General features: G+C 59.5%; 19 protein-coding genes. 14 read left to right on the top strand and 5 right to left on the bottom strand.

Going from position 1 to position 20,536, the window contains the following annotated elements; all coding sequences use genetic code 11:
* Positions 1-25: 25 nt before the first annotated feature.
* Positions 26-466, top strand: coding sequence for an excinuclease (locus EKH79_RS00215; RefSeq protein WP_126671780.1), 441 nt, complete (start codon positions 26-28; stop codon positions 464-466).
* 138 nt (positions 467-604) lie between these two features.
* Complete coding sequence (locus EKH79_RS00210; protein ID WP_126671779.1) at positions 605-1,762, top strand: isovaleryl-CoA dehydrogenase; 1,158 nt, start codon at positions 605-607, stop codon at positions 1,760-1,762.
* A gap of 65 nt (positions 1,763-1,827) precedes the next feature.
* Here the strand turns inward: EKH79_RS00210 and EKH79_RS00205 are convergent, their stop codons facing one another.
* Positions 1,828-4,698, bottom strand: coding sequence for a S8 family serine peptidase (locus EKH79_RS00205; RefSeq protein WP_126671778.1), 2,871 nt, complete (start codon positions 4,696-4,698; stop codon positions 1,828-1,830).
* Positions 4,699-4,932: 234 nt separating this feature from the next.
* Between EKH79_RS00205 and EKH79_RS00200 the strand changes: the two genes are divergently transcribed.
* From EKH79_RS00200 to EKH79_RS00185, 4 genes are all read left to right on the top strand, one after another.
* Positions 4,933-6,117 carry a thiolase family protein gene (locus EKH79_RS00200; RefSeq protein ID WP_126671777.1) on the top strand — a complete coding sequence of 395 codons (1,185 nt, stop codon included), beginning with the start codon at positions 4,933-4,935 and terminating at the stop codon, positions 6,115-6,117.
* Positions 6,118-6,261: 144 nt separating this feature from the next.
* On the top strand, positions 6,262-6,570 hold the full coding sequence (locus tag EKH79_RS00195) for a hypothetical protein (protein ID WP_126671776.1): 309 nt from the start codon (positions 6,262-6,264) through the stop codon (positions 6,568-6,570).
* 162 nt (positions 6,571-6,732) lie between these two features.
* Positions 6,733-8,340, top strand: coding sequence for a carboxyl transferase domain-containing protein (locus EKH79_RS00190; protein WP_126671775.1), 1,608 nt, complete (start codon positions 6,733-6,735; stop codon positions 8,338-8,340).
* A 451-nt stretch (positions 8,341-8,791) separates the two neighbouring features.
* Entirely contained in the window at positions 8,792-9,802 is a 1,011-nt protein-coding gene (locus tag EKH79_RS00185; protein ID WP_126671774.1) for a phospholipase D-like domain-containing protein, read from the top strand.
* A gap of 68 nt (positions 9,803-9,870) precedes the next feature.
* Here the strand turns inward: EKH79_RS00185 and EKH79_RS00180 are convergent, their stop codons facing one another.
* Genes EKH79_RS00180 through EKH79_RS00170 form a run of 3 tightly spaced genes read right to left on the bottom strand, consistent with a single transcriptional unit; the run spans position 9,871 to position 12,256 of the window.
* Positions 9,871-10,173 carry a DUF6587 family protein gene (locus tag EKH79_RS00180; RefSeq protein WP_126671773.1) on the bottom strand — a complete coding sequence of 101 codons (303 nt, stop codon included), beginning with the start codon at positions 10,171-10,173 and terminating at the stop codon, positions 9,871-9,873.
* On the bottom strand, positions 10,170-12,011 hold the full coding sequence (gene feoB, locus EKH79_RS00175) for a ferrous iron transporter B (protein WP_126671772.1): 1,842 nt from the start codon (positions 12,009-12,011) through the stop codon (positions 10,170-10,172). Before feoB ends, EKH79_RS00180 begins: the two co-directional genes overlap by 4 nt.
* Positions 12,008-12,256: a FeoA family protein gene (locus EKH79_RS00170; protein ID WP_126671771.1), complete on the bottom strand. Its 249-nt coding sequence runs from the start codon at positions 12,254-12,256 to the stop codon at positions 12,008-12,010. The genes feoB and EKH79_RS00170 overlap by 4 nt, the downstream gene beginning before the upstream one ends.
* 128 nt (positions 12,257-12,384) lie before the next feature.
* On the opposite strand from EKH79_RS00170, the gene EKH79_RS00165 reads away from it, so the two are divergent.
* From EKH79_RS00165 to EKH79_RS00140, 6 genes are all read left to right on the top strand, one after another.
* Positions 12,385-13,179, top strand: a complete 795-nt coding sequence (locus EKH79_RS00165; RefSeq protein ID WP_126671770.1) for an enoyl-CoA hydratase-related protein — start codon at positions 12,385-12,387, stop codon at positions 13,177-13,179.
* Between the two features lie 164 nt (positions 13,180-13,343).
* Positions 13,344-15,341, top strand: a complete 1,998-nt coding sequence (locus EKH79_RS00160) for an acetyl/propionyl/methylcrotonyl-CoA carboxylase subunit alpha (protein WP_126671769.1) — start codon at positions 13,344-13,346, stop codon at positions 15,339-15,341.
* 207 nt (positions 15,342-15,548) lie between these two features.
* The gene (locus tag EKH79_RS00155) at positions 15,549-16,454 is read left to right on the top strand and encodes a hydroxymethylglutaryl-CoA lyase (RefSeq protein WP_126671768.1); all 906 of its coding nucleotides are present in this window, start codon (positions 15,549-15,551) and stop codon (positions 16,452-16,454) included.
* Positions 16,455-16,518: 64 nt separating this feature from the next.
* A complete protein-coding gene (locus EKH79_RS00150) occupies positions 16,519-17,004 on the top strand; it encodes a GNAT family N-acetyltransferase (protein WP_126671767.1) in 486 nt (161 codons plus the stop codon).
* Positions 17,005-17,080: 76 nt separating this feature from the next.
* The gene (locus EKH79_RS00145) at positions 17,081-17,674 is read left to right on the top strand and encodes a YdeI/OmpD-associated family protein (protein ID WP_126671766.1); all 594 of its coding nucleotides are present in this window, start codon (positions 17,081-17,083) and stop codon (positions 17,672-17,674) included.
* On the top strand, positions 17,671-18,246 hold the full coding sequence (locus tag EKH79_RS00140) for a GNAT family N-acetyltransferase (RefSeq protein WP_126671765.1): 576 nt from the start codon (positions 17,671-17,673) through the stop codon (positions 18,244-18,246). The genes EKH79_RS00145 and EKH79_RS00140 overlap by 4 nt, the downstream gene beginning before the upstream one ends.
* 57 nt (positions 18,247-18,303) lie before the next feature.
* Here the strand turns inward: EKH79_RS00140 and EKH79_RS00135 are convergent, their stop codons facing one another.
* A complete protein-coding gene (locus EKH79_RS00135; RefSeq protein ID WP_233590094.1) occupies positions 18,304-18,648 on the bottom strand; it encodes an RcnB family protein in 345 nt (114 codons plus the stop codon).
* Positions 18,649-18,908: 260 nt separating this feature from the next.
* Here EKH79_RS00135 and EKH79_RS00130 point away from each other — a divergent pair, with 260 nt between their 5' ends.
* Complete coding sequence (locus EKH79_RS00130) at positions 18,909-19,676, top strand: SDR family NAD(P)-dependent oxidoreductase (RefSeq protein WP_126671764.1); 768 nt, start codon at positions 18,909-18,911, stop codon at positions 19,674-19,676.
* A 189-nt stretch (positions 19,677-19,865) separates the two neighbouring features.
* Positions 19,866-20,432, top strand: coding sequence for an elongation factor P-like protein EfpL (gene efpL, locus EKH79_RS00125; RefSeq protein ID WP_126671763.1), 567 nt, complete (start codon positions 19,866-19,868; stop codon positions 20,430-20,432).
* Positions 20,433-20,536 lie beyond the last annotated feature (104 nt).

Raw genomic sequence — 20,536 nt, 5'->3', positions numbered from 1 at the left:
AACACATCTGAGGAGATCGATCTGCATGAAAGCGAAAACCTTGAGCCTGATGTTGCTGTTGTCTGTCATCGCACCCGGTCTTACGCTGGCCGGCGATAAGATCGAGCACTATCCGTTTGCCAATGCCATCGCCGCGGCCACGCAAAGCGGCAAGCTCGACGGCACGGTGAAGTTCTACCTCGCGGGCAATCAGCCGAACGGTCAGGTCACGGTTGTCTTGCGCGATGTCGAGATCAATCGCAAGACGAATGCCTTCGGCAAGAAAGACCAACCGACATGCGATTGGGCGCTGCAATCGGCATTGATCAGCTTGCAGGATGAAGCGAAAAGAGCCGGCGCCAATGCCGTCGTGAACATCGTCAGCAACTACGGCAATGAATACCGTGACAGCCAGAATTACGAATGCCATGTGGGCTTTCTGATGTCCGGCGTGATCATGAAGGGCGATGTGGCCAAAGTGCAGTAATGCATGCCCACCCCTTCCCAGAATGGGTTAAGGCGGCGGGTTAACCCCGCCGCAGCGCCCATGCCGCGACGCGTCAGGGTCTGAAAGCGGGCCTGCGCTACAATCGAGGGGCTTAAATCCCGTCCCCAGGAGTTTGCAATGCGCCCGTTTCCACTCGGTGAAGAGATCGATCTGCTGCGCGAGAGCGTGCACGGATTCGCGGAAAAGGAGATCGCGCCGCGGGCCGATCACATCGATCGCGAGAATCAATTTCCGCACGACCTGTGGCGCAAGATGGGCGACATGGGCCTGCTGGGCATCACCATCCCGGAAGAATACGGCGGTAGCGGCATGGGCTTCCTCGCGCACATGGTGGCGATGGAAGAGATCTCGCGCGCGTCCGGCTCGGTGGGTCTTTCCTATGGCGCGCACTCCAATCTGTGCGTGCAGAATATTTTCCACAACGGCAACGAAGCGCAACGCCGCAAATACATTCCCAAGCTGTGCACGGGCGAACATGTCGGCGCGCTCGCCATGAGCGAGCCGGGCGCTGGCTCCGACGTCGTGGGCTCGATGACATGCAAGGCCGAACAGCGCGGCGACGTCTGGGTCGCCAACGGCTCGAAGATGTGGATCACCAATGGTCCCGATGCGGATGTACTGCTGGTCTACATGCGCACGGCACCGCGTGTTGCAGGCAGCCGCTGCATGACGGCATTCATCGTCGAAAAGGGCATGAAGGGCTTCAGCACTGCGCAGAAGCTCGACAAGCTGGGCATGCGCGGCTCCAACACCTGCGAACTGGTTTTCGAGGATTGCGAAATTCCCGCGGAAAACATCGTGGGTGAAGTGAACGAAGGCGTGCGCGTTCTGATGAGTGGCCTGGATACGGAACGCCTTGTGCTTTCCGGCGGCCCGATCGGCCTGATGCAGGCAGCGCTGGATCTGGCACTTCCCTACGTGCGCGAGCGAAAGCAGTTCAACGCACCGATCGGTACGTTCGGCGTGATGCAGGCGAAGATTGCCGATATGTATACCGCGCTGCAAAGTTCACGCGGTTTTGCCTACATGGTGGCGCGCGGTTTCGACGCGGGTGTGAAATCGCGTATCGATCCAGCGGCCTGTCTGCTCAATGCGTCGGAAAGCGCGGTGAAGGTGGCGCTCGAAGCGATCCAGACATTGGGCGGCAACGGGTATATCAACGAATTTCCCGCTGGGCGTTTGCTGCGTGATGCCAAGCTGTATGAAATCGGTGCGGGTACGAATGAAATTCGCCGCATGCTGATCGGCCGCGAATTGTTCCATGGCAAGGCCTGATATCCGGTTTCTTCGCGAACGAAAAAGCCCGCCAATGGCGGGCTTTTTCGTTCCTGCATCGATGATTAGAAATGCAGGCTGTAGTTCAACGTACTCATCGTCGAATGTTCGTGTTGTGCGTCGTATTCGTCCACGCCAAGCGAGAGGTTGGAGCGCTTGGAGAAGCGCCAGTCGAGCGAAAGTCCGGCGATGCCGCCGTAGCGCGAAACGCCAATGCCTTCCACCGGTGACCATTGCTGCAACGCTTCGAAGCTGGCATTCGGCAACACGCCGCGCATGGATAGTGCATCTTCCCAAAGCAAGCGAGTCTGCAGCGTCAAAGTGCTGCCGTTGGACATGTTCCACTGACGCGAACTGCGCATACCGACGCCCGCCTGCCAGCGCTCGATGTTTTGCTGGTTGGACGAGAGTCCGAAACCATCGCCGCCAAGCTCGTTGAAGCCATCGCGTTCGATGTACGCATACTCGGCGTTGACGTACGGCGTGAATTTCCAGTTGCCTGCATTGAATCGATAGCCGCTTTCGCTGTATGCCACGTCGTAACGGCCATTGCTGAAACTGGACACACCGGCGAATTGACCGCCCAGTTGCAGTTCACGGCGCGTATCCTGCCAATCGGTACCTGCACCGACGCGGCCCATGACGTACCAGTTGTTCTGGATGAAGCCGCCGTAGAGCATGCCTTCCATCGAATGGCTGAAGCCTTGATCCGCTTCTTGCGCGACGCTACCCAGACCTTGGCTCTGGCTGAGCGCGTAGCCCATCACCCCACCGTTGCCGAAGCCGCGATCACCACCGACCATCATGCCGTTGAGGTCAACGCCCATGCTGTCGAAGCCGGCACGCGACATGTTGCCCTGATAGCCGATGTTCTGGGACCAGGCTTGAAACTTGTTCATGTTGAACTGCTGCGGCGCGTCTAACAACGCATCGAAGCGATCGGACAAGGCACGCGTGTCAGCATCGATCGCTTCGAATGTCATCGCTGCGCTGGCGGCGTACATTTGGCCGGACAAACTATCCAGCGATTGCTGCATTTCCGTAGTGCTGGAGATGTGCTGAATCGCGCCGGCACTGTTCACGAAGCTGCTGGGTAGCGCCTGTGCCGAAGAAGTCGCCGTGTCATTGATCGCATTGAAAGCGTTCTGCACGCGTGCCGCGGCGGCGAATGTCTGCGCCGAATACGACATGCCTTGAAGCTGCATCAGATTGACGCTCGTGACATTCAAGTAGACATCGTTGGGGTCGTAAGACAGCGATGCCTGGAGAGCCAGCGGAGCGGCGCCAGACCATCCGCCTGAAAACGTTCCGGTTAACCCTTGGGAAGCCGTCAGGATGGGCGTAATCGTCGTCGAGCCCTTTGTATAGGTGTAACCCGCATCGGTGCTGTAGACATAAACCTTGGGGTTGCTACCCCCTGAACCAGCTGTCAGTGTGGCGCTGCCCGTTATTTGCAACACGGAGCCAAGCGACACGTTGAACGCGCCACCCTCCTGCTTGTAATTGCCATTGAGGGCCAGATTGGTATTGCCAACGACCATCGTCCCGCCGTTGTTGTTGACACTTCCACCAATCGAAGCAGACGTCGTGGAATTGCCCTGCACAGCGAGAACGCCGCTACCGTTAATCACTGCACCGCCCGTACCCAATGTCACTGCATTGAGAGTGCCGCCGTTTACGGTAGTCAATCCTGCGTAGGTCGACGGCTGCGTGAGGTTGAGCGTGCCAGTACCGTCGAACGTCAAACCATATGGACCGGAGATGGGATTGTTCCAGCTCGATGTGCCGGTAAATCCTACTTCCACATTCTGCCAGTTGAATTGCTCCGGGCCGTTGACCGCTGCACCCACATTGAGTGCACCGTAGCCGAATGTCGGATTCGGTTGCGAGCCGCCCAGCGGCGTCGCCGTACCGAGCAATGTTTCGGCTACTAAATAATTGGGGAAATACGGATACGCCTGCCATACGAGCGCTGCCGCACCCGATATCTGCGGGGCAGCAAATGATGTGCCTTCCACCAGGTAGTAAGTAGGATTGGTGGTACTGGCAAGGGTGTCCTTATCGAGCACGACAACGTCGCCCGGCGCAGCAAGGCAATACTTCATGGCAATGCCGCACATGTTCGAATAGCTATCTAGCTGAGTGGGACTGTTGCTGTTGAGCGCGACGGCTACAAGCCAGCCCTGCTGAAGTGCAGTATCCGTCGTGATGGATGGCAGCGCAGCGATCGTGCTCGGATTGGCTTGCGAGTCGTTGCCTGCTGCAAACACCACCAAGCCATTGTGCTGCTCGACAAACGGCGCATAGGCCGCGTCGAAGGCCGCGGTAGTGGCCGTATCAGTACTGCTCCATGAGATGCCGCCCCATGAATTGTTCATGATCTGTACGCCAGCGCTGATCAATTGCTGATTGACCTGGCCTAAAGGCGTGGCATCGGAAGGCGTCACCTGAGTTGGCGCAGTCGAACCATTATCGTCCGGTGCGTTGTCGTCGATGATGCGTGCAGAAACCAGGTCTGCTCCGGGTGCGATACCGCCAGCAAACTTCTGGTAAGGCACACCGGCCGCAATTTGCGATACCCACGTACCGTGACCGACCACGTCGGGAATGCTGGTGTTGTTGCTCGACGGATCGACGTCAATGAATTCTTGCAGCACACGTCCGGCAATGGCTGGATTGTTGGGCATGATGCCGCTGTCGACGATGCCAATGATGACGCCGGTACCGGTAAACCCTGCCTTATGCGCTGCAACGGCATTCGTCTCGTCAATCTGCGCGGTTGACTGCTGAGGCGTCACGGTAACGCCGCTCGACGACGGCGACGGCGACTGGACATTGCTGTTACTGCCGCCACCGCCACACGCACTCAAACTGAGCGCCAAAGGAATCAATACCGCCAAGTCACGGCGACGCCATGCATGCAGTCCGTTTGCCATAAAACATCCCCCCTTTTCGCTAATCAGATTGGACCCCGACCCAAGCGGATTCACTGCCCCCTGAAATGCAATGTCCGCCAATAGCTTATGGGCTCAGTTTGTCACAACCAAAGCGCGCCGGAGCATAGTGATTTCTCACAATTTTTTACGTTTGCTGCCATGCGCCATTCACTGCGATAATCCGCAAGTTATTTCATTTGGCGCATGCGCCTAAAGCTCCCCCGGAGATCCCTTATGTCGGACGTCAGCGTTGTTATCGTCGGTGCCAAACGCACCGCTATTGGCTCATTCCTCGGCCAGTTCACGGGCGTGCCCAGCCCCAAGCTTGGTGCGACGGCCATTCGCGCAGCGCTCGAACAAGCCGGTCTCGCGGCAAGCGATGTGAACGAAGTGATCATGGGCTGCGTACTGCCGGCCAATCTTGGTCAGGCTCCCGCAAGGCAGGCGGCCTTGCACGCCGGTTTGCCGCCGGCGACCGGCTGCACTACGGTCAACAAAGTCTGTGGTTCAGGCATGAAGGCCATCATGTTCGGTCACGATCTGATCAAAGCCGGGTCGGCCGCGATTGTGGTGGCAGGCGGCATGGAATCGATGACCAACGCACCGCACATGGTCAATGCACGCGTCGGCATTCGTTACGGCGACGGCCAGCTGGTCGATCATATGGCGTGGGACGGTTTGACCAATCCTTACGACGGCAAGGCGATGGGTGTGTTCGGCGAACTGTGCGCCGACAAATATCACTTCACCCGTGAAGAGCAGGATGCGTTCGCCACCGAATCGGTGAAGCGCGCTCTGGCCGCACAGGCCTCCGGTGCTTTCGCGGATGAAATCGTGCCGGTCACGGTGTCCGGCCGCAAAGGCGACGTGGTGGTCGATACCGACGAGCAGCCTGGCCGTTCCGACATCGCAAAGATTCCTTCGCTCAAACCTGCGTTCCGCAAAGAAAACGGCACCATCACCGCAGCCAGCTCGTCGAGCATTTCCGACGGTGCGGCGGCGGTTGTTCTCTTGTCGGCCGACGACGCCAAGGCACGTGGCGTAAAGCCGCTTGCAAAGATCGTCGCGCACGCCACGCACTCGCAGGAACCGGAGTGGTTTACGACTGCGCCCGTCTCGGCCATCAGCAAAGTGCTGGAAAAGGCTGGCTGGAAAGTAAGCGATGTCGACCTGTTCGAGGTCAATGAAGCCTTCGCCGTGGTGGCCATGGCACCGATGCGCGAGCTGGGCATTCCGCACGACAAGCTCAACGTCAACGGTGGGGCCTGCGCGCTTGGCCATCCCATTGGCGCCAGCGGCTCCCGCCTGGTCGTGACCTTGCTCAACGCCTTGAAAACACGCGGTTTGCGTCGCGGCGTGGCGTCTTTGTGCATCGGTGGCGGCGAAGCAACCGCTATCGCTATTGAACGTCTGGACTAAGTGCCGACCACCGGCCGGCGTCGAAACGCCGGTCCGGTGTTAATGCCGAATGAAAGTTGTTTGATGAAACTGGTAGCGCCGTTCATGTGAAAGCGCTATTAATATGCGGCCAATTGGCAATTCCACGGCTAAGGAGATTCCAACATGAAGTTCACGCGTACCCTTCTCGCCTCCGCGCTTGTCGCGCTGCTGGCGGCTTGCAGCAATGGCGCGCAGGATGCCGCGCAGGACGCACAGAAGTCGGCTGACCAGGCTCAGCAAGCTGCTTCGCAGGCTGCTGATCAGGCTCAGAAGGCTGCTGCCTCCGCAACCACCGCTGCTGCTCCGGCTTCGACCGCTGCTCCGGCTGCTGCTCCGGCCTCCACGGCTGCTGCTGCTCCGGCTGCTGCTTCGACCGCTGCGGCCAATGCCATGAAGAGCGCAGCTCCGGCGTCGTCCTCGAAGGGTAACTAATCCTTCGTTGCAGGGTTACAGAAAACCGGCCGCCTCTGGCGGCCGGTTTTTTTGTGGCCGGCCCTTTTATGCAAGTGGGTCATCTCGTGCGTCCCGTTATGCAGAGGGTATGCGCTCACCGTTATCATCGACGCCTTGTCCAGAAGCGTGCAGCAGCCATCCATGAGCGTTATCACCTCGCAAATCGACCCCCGCTCCGCCGAGTTTCAGGCCAGCAGCGCGCAACTGCGTTCGCTTGTTGACGATCTGCATCGTGAGATGACGCGTGCTGCCGAAGGCGGCGGTGCCAAAGCGCGTGAAAAGCACACCGCCCGCGGCAAGCTGTTACCGCGCGAACGCATCCGCGCGCTGCTTGACCCGGGTTCGCCTTTCCTTGAGCTATCGCCGCTCGCGGCACACGGCATGTACGACGATGCAGCACCCGCCGCGGGCATCATCACCGGCATCGGTCGCGTGCAAGGTGTCGAGGTGGTCGTGGTCGCCAACGACGCCACGGTCAAAGGCGGCACGTACTTCCCCATCACCGTCAAGAAGCATCTCCGCGCGCAGGAAGTGGCACTGGAAAATCGCCTGCCCTGCATTTATCTCGTCGACTCAGGCGGCGCGTTCCTGCCCATGCAGGACGAAGTTTTTCCCGACAAGGAGCACTTCGGGCGCATCTTCTACAACCAGGCGCGCATGTCGGCCCTTGGCATTCCGCAAATCGCCGTGGTGATGGGTTCCTGCACAGCCGGTGGCGCCTACGTTCCGGCGATGAGCGATGAAACCATCATCGTGCGCGAACAAGGGACGATCTTCCTGGGCGGTCCGCCGCTGGTCAAAGCGGCTACGGGCGAAGTGGTGGATGCCGAAGCGCTCGGAGGGGCCGATGTGCATACGTCGATATCCGGCGTGGCCGATCACTTTGCCGAAAGCGATGCGCATGCGTTGTCGATCGCTCGCGACATCGTCGCCAGCCTCAATCGCAACAAGCCTATGCCGCTGGCTCTGCGCACACCGGTCGAGCCGCGTTATGCGGCGGAAGAGCTTTACGGTGTGATTCCGCAGGACACGCGCCGCCCGTTCGACATCCGCGAGGTGATTGCGCGCATCGTCGACGGCTCCGAATTCCATGAATTCAAGGCGCGCTACGGCAAGACGCTGGTATGCGGCTTCGCGCATATCCACGGTTATCCCGTCGGCATCATCGCCAACAATGGCATTCTGTTTTCCGAATCGGCGCTCAAGGGCGCGCACTTTATCGAGCTGTGCAACCAGCGCAATGTGCCGCTGGTGTTTTTGCAGAATATCACCGGCTTCATGGTCGGCAAGAAATATGAAAACGCCGGCATCGCCAAAGACGGCGCGAAAATGGTCACGGCCGTGGCGTGTTCGCACGTACCGAAATTCACGGTGGTCATCGGCGGCAGTTTCGGCGCGGGCAACTATGCGATGTGCGGCCGTGCTTATGGCGGACGCTTCCTCTGGATGTGGCCGAATGCGCGCATCAGCGTGATGGGCGGCGAACAAGCCGCCAGTGTGCTCGCTACCGTCAAGCGCGATGGCATTGAAGCTTCGGGAAAAACCTGGAGCACTGAAGAAGAAGAAGCCTTCAAGACGCCGATTCGCGAACAGTACGAGCGGCAGGGGCATCCCTATTACGCCAGCGCACGCCTTTGGGACGATGGCATCATCGATCCCGCCGACACGCGGCGTGTTTTGGGGCTTGCCATTTCGGCATCGCTCAACGCACCGATAGAGCAGCAACGCTACGGCGTGTTCCGAATGTAGTGATCGACTTCACATCGACTTCTTGTTTCTTTGATCAGCGCAACGAAAGCGCATTCACGATGGCGATCACAGTTCCATTCAAAGCACACAAGCAGATGCTCAAATTCGACGCCATATAAAGCGAAATGCAAGCCATCTCGATCGCGATGGTTTGCTTCGCTTACGTCAACCACATGCAAGCGTCGACTCCGCGCTTCGTGCATCAACAAAACATACACGTTCACCCCAACGTGACGAAGGCACACGTTGCTTAAACGCGATTCGCGTTGCCATCCAGTAGAAAGATTCGTGTCATGCATAACCGCTGTTATCGCCGCTTCGGCCGACGTGCACACGTGCTGCACCGAGGGGATGACCGGGGGGACCGGTCAGGCTGAAGCCGCCCAGGGAGAGCGGCAGTCGATGACGCAGGGAGATGCGTGAATACCTTCCGACTACATAAGGATTGAACATGAAGAGTGAACGTTCTTTTGCAAAGACGATGCTTTCTGCTGCGTTGGTATGTGCATGCGCGTTCGGCGCAACCATGCCCGCCGCTGCGCAAACCACCACGCAAACGCTGGTGATTTTTCCGGATCAAGGCTTTCAGCCTATCTACAACCTGATCTCGGCGGCCAAGTCGACCATCGACATGACCATGTACGAGTTGCAGGACACCACCGCGCAAGGCCTGCTGTGCTCGGCCGAATCCAGCGGCGTGAAGGTTCGCGTGATCCTCGACGTGAACGACGAGAAGAGCAACAACACGGCCGCCTATGATCAGCTCAAGAATTGCGGCGTGGCTGTCGTGTGGGCTTACACCAAGTATGAAGCGACGCACGAGAAGTCGATCGTGATCGACAGCGCGACCGCCAACGCACAGGCAGCCGTCATGACGGCCAACCTCACCAGCCGTTACTACAGCACCACGCGCGATTTCGCGATTATCCAGAACAATGCGACCGACATCGCTGCGATCGAAGCGACATTCGCCAAGGACTACGCGCACGAATCCGTCACACCATCCAACGGTGTGGATCTGGTGTGGAGCCCGACCAATTCGCAGAGTTCATTGCTCAGCATCATCAACAATGCGAAGACCAGCCTGCTGGTGGAAAACGAAGAGATGAGCGACACCGCCATCGTCGACGCATTGGAAAATGCGGCCAAGGCTGGCGTCAGCGTGACGGTCGTGATGACCAACGACGATAACGAGTACGAAAGCGAGTTCAACGCACTGCAAAAGGCCGGCGTGAACATCAGCACCTACCCGGACAACGACACCGCGTTGTACATCCATGCCAAGGCGATCGTGGCCGATTACGGCACATCCAACGCGTTGGCGTTTGTCGGTTCGGAGAACTTCTCCAGCGCGTCGCTTACGGAGAATCGCGAACTGGGCATGACCACCACCAACTCAAGCATTCTGTCGCAGCTTGAAAGCACCATGAGCAGCGACTATGCCGGCGGCACGCCGTGGTAAAGCGTAATTAAAGCCGATGTTGGAAACGAAGCGCATGGGTGCAATGCCCATGCGCTTTTCTTTTGCGCTTAGCGTTTGTACGGACGGAATTCGAGCGGAATCGTGTCGCTCTTCGCAGCAGCCGGCGGCTTAGGACCGCAAGCGCCACAGGTGCTGCATCCGTCGCTGCAGCTGCCCGTCGCCTGCTTGGGTTGCATCCGGCGGCCCAGCGCACGCAACCACGCGGCGTGATTGGGCTGATTGAACTGAATCGACGCAGCGGCGAGCCAGCGGTTGGTCAGGAGCGGCGCCAGTTTGCGAAACGCATAAAGCGCGCTGGCCAGTACGACCAGACCGATCACCACGTACTGAATCAGCAGACCCGTGCTCACAGGAAGAACCTCGCCACCTGATAGGTGATCAGCGACGCTGCGTACGCCACCACGAACATGTAGCTAAACGAGATGGCTACGTTACGCCATGAATTGGTCTCGCGGCGAATGACGGCCAGCGTCGACATGCATTGCGGTGCAAACGCAAACCACACCAGCAGCGACAGTGCGCTCGGCAGTGAAAAATTCGCGGTGAGTGCATGCGCCAGACCGCCCGCTTCCGCATTGCCTCCCACCGCATACACCGTGGCCAGCGCGGCTACTGCCGTTTCGCGCGCGGCGAACGCAGGAATCAGCGACAGGCTGATCTGCCAGTTGAATCCTAGCGGCGCAAAAATGTACTGCAGCCCGCGGCCGAGGTAACCGGCAATGCTGTAATCGATGGCCGGACCCGTCGCGCCAGCAGGCGCCGACGGAAAGGTCGAGATCGCCCACATAATCACGGTCAACGCGAGAATCACGCCTGTCAGGCGCTTGAGAAAAATCGCGCCGCGCTCATACAAGCCGATGACGACGTCGCGCGGCTGCGGTAAACGATACGAGGGCAACTCCATCAGCAACGCGTGTTCGCTTTGATCGCGGCGCATACGCTTGATCACCCAACCCACTGCCATGGCGCCCAGGATGCCGGCGACATATAGCGCGAACAGCACCAGACCTTGAAGGTTGAAGATGCCCATCACGCGATGCATCGGGATGAACGCTCCGATCAACAGCGCGTACACCGGCAAACGTGCCGAGCAAGTCATCAATGGTGCGACAAGAATCGTGGTGAGGCGATCGCGCGGGTCCTGAATGCTGCGCGTACCCATAATGCCGGGAATGGCGCATGCGAAGCTCGACAGCAATGGAATGAAAGAGCGACCGGTCAATCCCACCGACAGCATCATGCGATCGAGCAGGAATGCCGCGCGCGGCAAATAGCCGGTTTCTTCGAGCGTAAGGATAAAGAAGAACAGCACGAGGATTTCGGGCAGAAAACCGAGCACCGTGCCCAGACCCGTGCAGATGCCGTCTTTCAGCAGGCCCTGTATGGGACCGGCCGGCAGCCAGATCGCCAGATGCGCACCAAGCCAGTCGAAACCATCGCCGATGGCATCGCTCATGGGTTTGCCGAACGAATACACGGCCTGGAACACCATGAACATCACGACGGCGAGAATCGCCAGGCCAAAGACAGGGTGCAACGCCCAGCGATCTAACGCATCATCGAGTGCTGCCGTCTGGCGCGGCATGTTCACGGTTGCGGCGAGAATCTCACGCACTTGCACATGCAGGCCCGCACGGCTCTCCGCGTCATCCGGTTGCGCAGGCGCGGCGACCGGCACTTCGCTGTCCACGCGTTCGATCAGCGCACGTGCGCCACCACGCTTGACCGCAATGGTTTCCACGACCGGCAAGCCGAGACGTTGCTGCAACTGTTCGACATCGATGTGGATGCCGCGACGACGCGCTGTATCCATCATGTTCAATGCGAGCACGACCGGACGGCCAAGACGCTTCACTTCAAGCACGAAGCGCAGATGCAAGCGAAGATTGGTCGCGTCCGCAACGCAAACGATCAATTCCGGCGCTTCTTCACCCGGATAATTGCCTTCGAGCACGTTGCGCGTGATCTGCTCATCGGGACTGACGGCATCGAAGCTGTAAGTACCGGGCAAATCCAGAATCTGCAGCACGCGTCCGGAGGGTGCGGTAAATCGCCCTTCCTTGCGCTCTACCGTCACGCCCGCGTAATTGGCGACTTTCTGGCGCGCGCCCGTCAGCTGATTGAACAGTGCGGTCTTGCCGCAGTTCGGGTTGCCAACGAGAGCAATGCGCAGCGTACCGGCGCTCATGCGACCTTCTCCTGCACCGTGACACTGACACGCTCCGCTTCGCTGCGGCGCAGGGCAAAACGGGTGGAACCGATCTGAATCAGAAGCGGATCCTTGCCGATCGGCCCGCGCGCCACCAGTCGCACGTTTTCACCCGTGACAAAGCCCAGATCGCGCAGACGCTGCGCAATGGGATCGTTGGGATGGGCATCTTCGACTCGTTCAACCACTGCAGAAGCACCTTTCGGCAGGTCGGACAGGCGCACGGTTGTTATACTTCTAAACAAGAATGGTTCGCATTGTAACCTCTTTTCGCATCTAGTGCATCGCAGCGTCATCTTTCATGGGCAATGGTTAAGATGGCCGGGTTTGCTCCCCAGGACGGACTTTTCCCATGAGCCACGCCGTACAGATTGCCGACCATGCCGGCATTCGCGAACTCCGCCTCAACCGGCCCAAGGTGCACAACGCTTTTGACGACCGGTTGATTGCCGAACTGACCGCGGCCCTGCACGCCGCAAGCAGCGATCCATCGGTACGCGTAGTGGTTTTGACCGGCGTGGGCGCAAGTTTTTCCGCTGGTGCCGATCTGAACTGGATGCAGGGCATGGCCAAAGCCAGTGAAGCGGAAAACCGCGAGGATTCCCTGCGCCTGGCGGCCCTGATGCGCACGCTGCAATTCCTGCCCAAGCCAACCATCGCGCGCATCAACGGACCGGCCTATGGCGGCGGCGTCGGCCTGATTGCGTGCTGCGATATCGCCATCGGCGTGACGACGGCCAAGTTTGGGCTCACCGAGGTCAAGCTCGGTCTGGTACCTGCGGTGATCTCGCCCTATGTGATTGCTGCCATCGGTTTGCGTCAGGCACGCCGTCTGTTCCTTACCGGGGAAATCTTCGATAGCACGATGGCGACGCAGATCGGCCTGCTTCATCAGACTGTGGATGCCGAGCATCTGGACGATTCGGTCTACCAACTGCTCAAGCAACTCGGCAAAGCCGGACCCACTGCGCAGCATGAAGCCAAGACGCTTGCGTTCGGCATGCATGGTTTTACGGAACGCGAAGCCGAACGCGTCGACCAGGAAAATGCAGCACTGATCGCGCGCCTTCGTGTTTCAAAGGAAGGCCAGGAAGGACTGAGTGCCTTCCTCGACAAACGCGCACCGAGCTGGTCGACCGGCAGCTGACGAATGAGCCGAACGCGGGGCCGGCAGGCCCGACGTTTCACTGGATGAATGGGAAGGCGAATACGCCGCAGCGCGCTACCATGCTGCGCCGCGCATCGGCTAAACCCTACACTTCTGCTAGTTTTATCGGCTTTGCAGCCCCCGTACGCCCGTAAGGATTGAGCATGTTCGAGCGCGTCCTGATTGCCAACCGCGGCGAGATCGCCTGCCGCGTAATCCGCACCTGTCGCCGACTCGGCATTCACACCATTGCCGTGTACTCGGAGGCGGACAAAGACGCGCAGCACGTGCGCCTGGCGGATGAGGCATGGCCCATCGGCGGCCCGCGCCCGGCGGATTCGTATCTGCGCGGCGACGTTATTCTGGACGTCGCCAAAAAATCCGGTGCCCAAGCCATTCACCCCGGTTACGGTTTTCTTTCCGAGAACACGGGTTTCGCGCGTGCGTGCACCGACGCGGGCATCGCCTTTATCGGCCCGCGCCCGGAAAGCATCGACGCGATGGGCTCCAAAGCCGCCGCCAAGGCGCTGATGGAAAAACATCAGGTGCCGTTGGTGCCCGGTTATCACGGCGACAATCAGGATACGGACTTTCTCGCCGAGCAAGCGCGGAAGACCGGTTTTCCGTTGATGATCAAGGCGGCCGCGGGTGGCGGCGGCAAAGGCATGCGCATCGTGCGCGCGGAGAAGGAATTCGCCGATGCGCTCGCTTCCGCACAGCGCGAGGCGGCCAGTTCGTTCGGCGATACGCGCGTCATTCTCGAACGCTACGTCGACCATCCGCGCCACATCGAATTTCAGGTATTTGGCGACACGCAGGGCAACGTCATTCATCTGAACGAGCGCGAATGCTCCGCGCAGCGCCGGTACCAAAAGGTGCTGGAAGAAACGCCCTCGCCTTTCCTCAACGCCGAACGCCGCAAGGCGATGGGCGAGGCTGCCGTCGCGGCGGCGAAAGCCGTCGATTACGTCGGCGCTGGCACGGTCGAATTCATCGTGGCGCAGGACGGCACGTTCTTCTTCATGGAGATGAACACCCGCCTGCAGGTCGAGCACCCGGTAACGGAAGAAACGCTAGGTTTGGATCTGGTCGAGTGGCAGTTACGCGTGGCCGCCGGTGAAGCGCTGCCGCTGCGGCAAGATCAGATTCACGCACACGGTCATGCGATCGAAGTACGCCTGTACGCAGAAGACCCCGATCAGAACTTCCTGCCCGGCTCCGGCAAGCTGCGCACGCTGACGTTGCCTGCACCCTCACGCCACGTGCGCCTGGATGGCGGCGTGATCGAAGGCGATACGGTAACGATTTTTTATGATCCGATGATCGCCAAGCTGATCGTGTACGACACCGATCGCACGCAAGCTTTGCAACGTATGCGCGAAGCGTTGGCTCAATGCGATATCGTCGGACCGAAATCGAACATTGCGTTTCTCGAGCGGCTCGTCCGTCATCCCGTCGTCATCGAAGGGCGCATCGACACCGGTTACCTCGATCGTCATCTGGATGAATTCCTCACCGGCGATACACCGCCCTCGGATCAGGCTTTGTTCGCCGCGGCGACCGCCGTTTTGCTCAACGACGAAGTGATGGTTGCGCGCGAGGCCGTACACGGCAGCGATCCGCATTCACCCTGGGCCAGTGCCGATGCGTGGCGTATCGGTCACGCGGGCAAGCGCATTGTTGCGCTTTCGTTACGCGACCAGCGCTATGACATCGAAGCGCACGGTCACGACGGTAGCTACCAGCTGCAACATGGTGACGCTCATTGCAACGTGCACGGCGCGCGCCTGAACGACGGCGCGTTGAGCGCAAGATTCAACGACGAAGGCATTCGGCTGCCTGTCTACGCCGACGCACAACGCGTGTCACTGCACGACGCCAACGGCCAGCGCTACGCTTTCGTGCGCACAGCTGCCTTTGCGTGGGAATCCAAAGAAGGCAGCGGCGGCAACCAGATCATTGCGCCGATGCCCGGCCGCATCGTTTTAGTAAAGGCCAAGGCGGGCGATAAGGTCGAAGAAGGCCAGGAATTGCTCGTCATGGAAGCCATGAAAATGGAGCTCGCCTTGAAGGCGCCGCGCGCGGGCACCATTGAAAGTGTGAGTGCGGCACAAGGTGAATTTGTGGAAGCGGACGCCGTGCTGGTGCGTTTTACGAATTAATTACCCGAGACATACAAGACTTCCTTACCCGCCTTTCAACCCGAGACACGGCCTTCATGCAAGCGCAGTTTTATCGAGTGACGACCAACGCAGGTGCTTTCGCGCAACGCGAAGCCGTGTGCGCGGTACTCACCGATGCGCGGCTCAGAATCAACCCAGTACCTATGCAGCCCACCTGCCAGGCGCCACAGTCGTAGACGGATGCTCATGGATACTCGAAACAACTCCTTCGTTCGTATTGTCGAAGTCGGCGCCCGCGATGGGCTGCAGAACGAGAAGACGTTGCTTCCGCCGGAAGTGAAGATTGCGTTGGTCGATCGCTTATCCGCTACCGGGTTGAAAACGATCGAAGCGACCAGCTTCGTGAGTGCGCGCTGGGTACCGCAGCTGGCCGATGCCGAGGAAGTGTTCCGCCGCATTCGCAAGGTGCCGGGCGTGAGCTATCCGGTGCTTGTGCCGAACGAACAAGGCTATCGCGCCGCACGCGCGGTTGGCGCAACGGACGTGTCCGTATTTACAGCTGCATCGGAAGCCTTCAACCGCACGAACATCAATGCATCGATTGCCGATTCGCTGACGCGTTTCCAGCCGATTCTGGAACACGCCAAGGCCGACGGCGTAAAAGTGCGTGGCTATGTGTCGACCGTGCTGGGTTGCCCGTATCAAGGCGAAGTGCCGGTCGCGGATGTCGTGAGCGTGGCGAAGCGTCTCTACGACATGGGCTGCTACGAAATCTCGCTCGGCGACACGATCGGTGTGGGCACCCCCGCCAAAGCGCGCGCCATGTTGCTGGCGGTCGCGCAGGAAGTACCGATGCATGCGCTCGCCGTGCATTTCCACGACACCTACGGCCAGGCACTTGCCAATATTCTCGCGTGTCTGGAAGAAGGTGTGCGCGTGGTCGATAGCGCTGTCTCCGGCACAGGCGGTTGCCCATACGCCAAAGGCGCCACCGGCAACGTCGCAAGCGAAGATGTGGTCTACATGCTTGAAGGCCTTGGCCTGGAAACCGGCATCAATCTGGATCTGCTGGTCGCCACCGGCGCATGGCTGGCCGCGCAGTTGGGCAAGCCCACCGCCAGCCGCGTGACCCGCGCACGTACGGCCGCCTGACCACCGGCACATTGCCAACTCGGCGCAGGCCATTACGCTGCGTTTTCCCCGTCGAGTTTCGCCCATGACTGATTACCTTATTCGCCCAATCGAGCCGCGCGACAACGCTGCGGTGGCTTCCATCATCCGTACGGTGATGCCGGAATTCGGAGCGGATGGTCCGGGTTTCGCCATCCATGATGCCGAGGTTGACGACATGCATGCGTCGTACTCGCGTGCGCGCTGCGTGTACTTCGTGGTGGAACGCGATGGCAAAGTGATCGGCGGCGGCGGTATTGCACCATTGGATGGCGGCGACGCCGACGTCTGCGAGCTGCGCAAGATGTACTTCCTGCCCGAAGCGCGCGGGATTGGCGCCGGCGCAAGCATGATGCAACGTTGCCTTGATGCGGCACGCGAGCTCCAGTTCAAGCGCTGCTATCTGGAAACCCTTACCGGCATGGACGCTGCGCAAACTCTGTACCGCAAACACGGGTTCCAGCCCATCAAGGCGCCCATGGGTGGCACCGGCCACTTCAGCTGCGATCGGTTCTTCATTCGCGAGCTGTAGGCATTCCTAAGAAGCGTGCGTTAGGGCGGTTTGATTTGGCATTATCCGCACTTGGGAAAAGACGGAGATCGACGCCATGTCCAGCCGCGATCCGCGTGTCGACGCTTACATCGAACGATCTGCCGAATTCGCACACCCGATCCTCGAACACCTCCGCGCCATCGTGCATGCCGCCTGCCCTGACGTAGAAGAAAACATCAAATGGGGCTTTCCGCATTTCGGCTACAAGGGCGCCATGATGTGCTCGATGGCCGCATTCAAGCACCACTGCAGCTTCGGCTTCTGGAACTACAAGAACATTGCAGGGAAAGAACCTGAAGAAGGCGCCGGTAGTTTCGGCAAAATCACATCGGTGAAGGATCTGCCAGGCAAGAAGGAGCTGACCGGGTATATACGCAAGGCGATGGCCTTGAACGACGCCGGCATCAAGAAAGAACGTCCGAAGACCGCGCCCAAGCCGCCGCCGAAAACCCCGGATGATTTAGCGGTACAACTGAAGAAAAATGCATCGGCACGCAAGACGTACGACGCTTTCAGCCCAAGTTGCCAGCGCGAATATGTCGAGTGGATCAACGACGCCAAAACCGATGCGACGCGAGCAAAGCGTGTTGCAACAACGATAGAGTGGCTGGCCGAAGGCAAACAACGCAACTGGAAATACATGACATGATCCGCACCGCCCGCGCCGACGACGCCGATACCATCCACGCGATTTACGCGCCCGCAGTCACCGGCAGCGCCATCACTTTCGAAACCGAACTTCCCGGTGTCGAGGCGATGCGCCAGCGTATCGTCAACCGGCTGCAGCACTATCCCTGGCTGGTTTGGGAAGAACATGGCGAGGTGCTCGCCTACGCGTACGCCACACGATTTCGCGAACGTGCTGCGTACGACTGGATTGCCGAGACATCCATCTATGTGCATGCCAATGCGCGACGTCGCGGCATTGCGGGTCATCTTTACGGTGTGTTGCTGGACGTGATGCGTTTGCAAGGCATCAATCAGGCGGTGGGTGTCATCACCATGCCGGGTGAAGTCAGCGTGTCGCTGCACGAAGCGATGGGTTTCACACCTGCAGGCGTGTGGCCCAAATCCGGCTACAAGCTAGGGCAATGGTGGGATGTCGGTGTATGGCAGAAGGAGTTGCAAACTCCGACAAATCCACCCGTACCGATTCGCACATTTTCGTCGCTTGCCGATTCGCGCGAGCTGCAGGACATCCTGCAGGCATCGCCGCACTGAAACGCAAATGGGCCATTGCTTGCGCAACGGCCCATTTGACTGATGCGAACAGCTTGCTCAGCGGCTGTTTGCGACGATGCTGATGATCGCGCCGGTGGCGATGGCCGCCAGCAGGAAGTCGCCATTATCGCTGCGGATGTAGTGATAGCCCGGGCGCGGCGGCGGCAGGCGATACGTGCGCCAATCGTTTACTACGTAGTGGCCGCCACGATACTGCCGCGGAACATAGCCGCCCCGGTGATACCAGCCCTGATGGCTCCAACCACGCCCCGGAGGCGGACCCTGGCGACTCGGCGGGGGTGGGCCCGGTGGGCCGTATTGGGCGAACGCCATCTGCGATGCGACCAACATCACACCGCAAGCGGCGAGCATGCCGATCTGCTTCCCTAATTGCTTCTTCATGTCGTACTCCTCGTTAATTCAACTGCACGGGAATCGCATGGACACTCTCTCCTTGTGATCGGCGCCGCCATCCATTGATCCAATCTTGGCGCCGTCGCGAAGTCATGACCGCGATACGCCTATCAAGATTGCGTCAGCCTCCCGAATGCAACGTGAATGTTCCGTCGAAAAATGGCAGGCCGTTCAGGATCTTGGCGGGGCTGGCGCGAGCCCCGGGCCGGTGCGTTACCATGGCGGTTTTTAGCTCCCCGGACATCCCAATGCAGCTCAATCAGGTCAAGGCAATCATCACTGGCGGCGCCTCCGGTCTCGGCCATGCGGTCGCACAACTTCTGGTCACCAACGGTGGCCATGTCGCCCTGTTCGATGTCAATGAAGAAAAGGGCCAGGAAGCCGCCAAGGCATTGGGCGGCAACGCCCGTTTCTTCCGCACGGACGTCACCTCCGAAGACGGCGTCACCGCCAACGTGGCCGCAGCGCGGGATGCCATGGGTGGCCTGAACGTGATCATGAACTGCGCTGGCATCCTCGGTGCCGGCCGTGTGTTGGGCAAGGAAGGCCCGATGCCGCTGGGTACGTTCGCCTCGACGGTGATGGTGAATCTCGTCGGCAGCTTCAACGTTGCCAAAGCGGGTGCCGCACTGATGCAGAACAACGAAGCCGGTGACGATGGCGAGCGCGGCGTGATCATCAACACCGCCAGCGTTGCGGCGTACGAAGGCCAGATCGGTCAGGCCGCTTATTCGGCATCCAAGGGTGGCGTGGTTGGCATGACGTTGCCGATGGCGCGTGAGTTGTCGCGCTTCGGCATTCGTGTTGCGACCATCGCACCGGGCATTTTCTGGACGCCGATGGTCGATGGCATGCCACCGCAAGTGCAGGAATCGCTCTCCGCATCGATCCCGTTCCCTTCGCGCTTGGGCAAGCCGGATGAGTTTGCGTCGACGGTCGCTTTCATCCTTGGCAACCGGTACATCAATGGCGAAACGATTCGCCTCGATGGCGCGGTGCGTCTGCAGCCGAAATAAGCTACGAAAAGCATCGGCGTCCTCGAGGCGCTAAGTAACGTCGACGTCATTCCGGCGCAGGCCGGAATCCAGTTAAATACTCGCGCGAAGCGCACTAACTATTCGCTCTTTCTACCTCTTAGTCACTGGATTCCGGCCTACGCCGGAATGACGAATCCAAACCATCACACACTCATCCGACCAACATCCATGAAAGCTTCCGACGTCAAGAAAGGTAACGTAGTCGAACACGAAGGCACCGTTTACCAGGTGCGCGATATCGAACGCAGCTCACCGACCGCACGTGGCGGCAACGTCACCTTCCGCTTCACGCTGTATTCGATTCCCGGCGGCCGCAAGTTCGATCTGAGCCTGCGCGCAGACGACGATCTGAAAGAAATGGATCTCGTGCGCCGTCCGTCCAACTTCTCGTACATGGACGGTGAAGCGTTCGTGTTCATGGATGCGGAGGATTACACCCAATACATGCTGGACGCCGCGCTGGTTGGCGACAACGCCGGTTACATTGTCGAAGGCGTGGAAGGCTATTACGTGCAGCTGATCGACGATGCGCCGGTAGGCCTGCAAATCCCGACCAGCGTGACGCTGACGGTGGTCGACACCGCACCGGAACTCAAAGGCGCCAGTGCAACCAAGCGCACCAAGCCCGCCAAGCTCGAGACGGGCCTGGAAATCCAGGTACCCGAATACATCACCAATGACGAGAAGGTGTGGGTGAATACGTTGACGGGCGAGTTTGCCGGCCGCGCTTCCTGAGAAAACCACGTTCCCTGTTTCATACGAACGGCGTCGCCATCCCGCGACGCCGTTTTCGTTCGTGGAGGTAACGACAACCGCTATGTCCGTGATGCAGAATCAGT

The sequence above is a fragment of the Dyella dinghuensis genome, from assembly GCF_003977615.1.
In the GTDB taxonomy this organism is placed as follows: Bacteria; Pseudomonadota; Gammaproteobacteria; order Xanthomonadales; family Rhodanobacteraceae; genus Dyella_B; species Dyella_B dinghuensis.
The sequence above is the reverse complement of the archived record's forward strand: the minus strand, read 5'-3'. Positions and strand labels throughout refer to the sequence as shown.

Excerpts from the sequence above, each read along its gene's own strand:
- EKH79_RS00135 (WP_233590094.1), bottom strand. The coding sequence starts at position 18,648 with ATGAAGAAGCAATTAGGGAAGCAGATCGGCATGCTCGCCGCTTGCGGT.
- EKH79_RS00195 (WP_126671776.1), top strand. The coding sequence starts at position 6,262 with ATGAAGTTCACGCGTACCCTTCTCGCCTCCGCGCTTGTCGCGCTGCTG.
- EKH79_RS00140 (WP_126671765.1), top strand. The coding sequence starts at position 17,671 with ATGATCCGCACCGCCCGCGCCGACGACGCCGATACCATCCACGCGATT.
- efpL (WP_126671763.1), top strand. The coding sequence starts at position 19,866 with ATGAAAGCTTCCGACGTCAAGAAAGGTAACGTAGTCGAACACGAAGGC.
- EKH79_RS00145 (WP_126671766.1), top strand. The coding sequence starts at position 17,081 with ATGTCCAGCCGCGATCCGCGTGTCGACGCTTACATCGAACGATCTGCC.
- EKH79_RS00165 (WP_126671770.1), top strand. The coding sequence starts at position 12,385 with ATGAGCCACGCCGTACAGATTGCCGACCATGCCGGCATTCGCGAACTC.
- EKH79_RS00210 (WP_126671779.1), top strand. The coding sequence starts at position 605 with ATGCGCCCGTTTCCACTCGGTGAAGAGATCGATCTGCTGCGCGAGAGC.
- EKH79_RS00160 (WP_126671769.1), top strand. The coding sequence starts at position 13,344 with ATGTTCGAGCGCGTCCTGATTGCCAACCGCGGCGAGATCGCCTGCCGC.
- feoB (WP_126671772.1), bottom strand. The coding sequence starts at position 12,011 with ATGAGCGCCGGTACGCTGCGCATTGCTCTCGTTGGCAACCCGAACTGC.
- EKH79_RS00215 (WP_126671780.1), top strand. The coding sequence starts at position 26 with ATGAAAGCGAAAACCTTGAGCCTGATGTTGCTGTTGTCTGTCATCGCA.
- EKH79_RS00150 (WP_126671767.1), top strand. The coding sequence starts at position 16,519 with ATGACTGATTACCTTATTCGCCCAATCGAGCCGCGCGACAACGCTGCG.
- EKH79_RS00205 (WP_126671778.1), bottom strand. The coding sequence starts at position 4,698 with ATGGCAAACGGACTGCATGCATGGCGTCGCCGTGACTTGGCGGTATTG.
- EKH79_RS00200 (WP_126671777.1), top strand. The coding sequence starts at position 4,933 with ATGTCGGACGTCAGCGTTGTTATCGTCGGTGCCAAACGCACCGCTATT.
- EKH79_RS00155 (WP_126671768.1), top strand. The coding sequence starts at position 15,549 with ATGGATACTCGAAACAACTCCTTCGTTCGTATTGTCGAAGTCGGCGCC.
- EKH79_RS00185 (WP_126671774.1), top strand. The coding sequence starts at position 8,792 with ATGAAGAGTGAACGTTCTTTTGCAAAGACGATGCTTTCTGCTGCGTTG.
- EKH79_RS00130 (WP_126671764.1), top strand. The coding sequence starts at position 18,909 with ATGCAGCTCAATCAGGTCAAGGCAATCATCACTGGCGGCGCCTCCGGT.
- EKH79_RS00190 (WP_126671775.1), top strand. The coding sequence starts at position 6,733 with ATGAGCGTTATCACCTCGCAAATCGACCCCCGCTCCGCCGAGTTTCAG.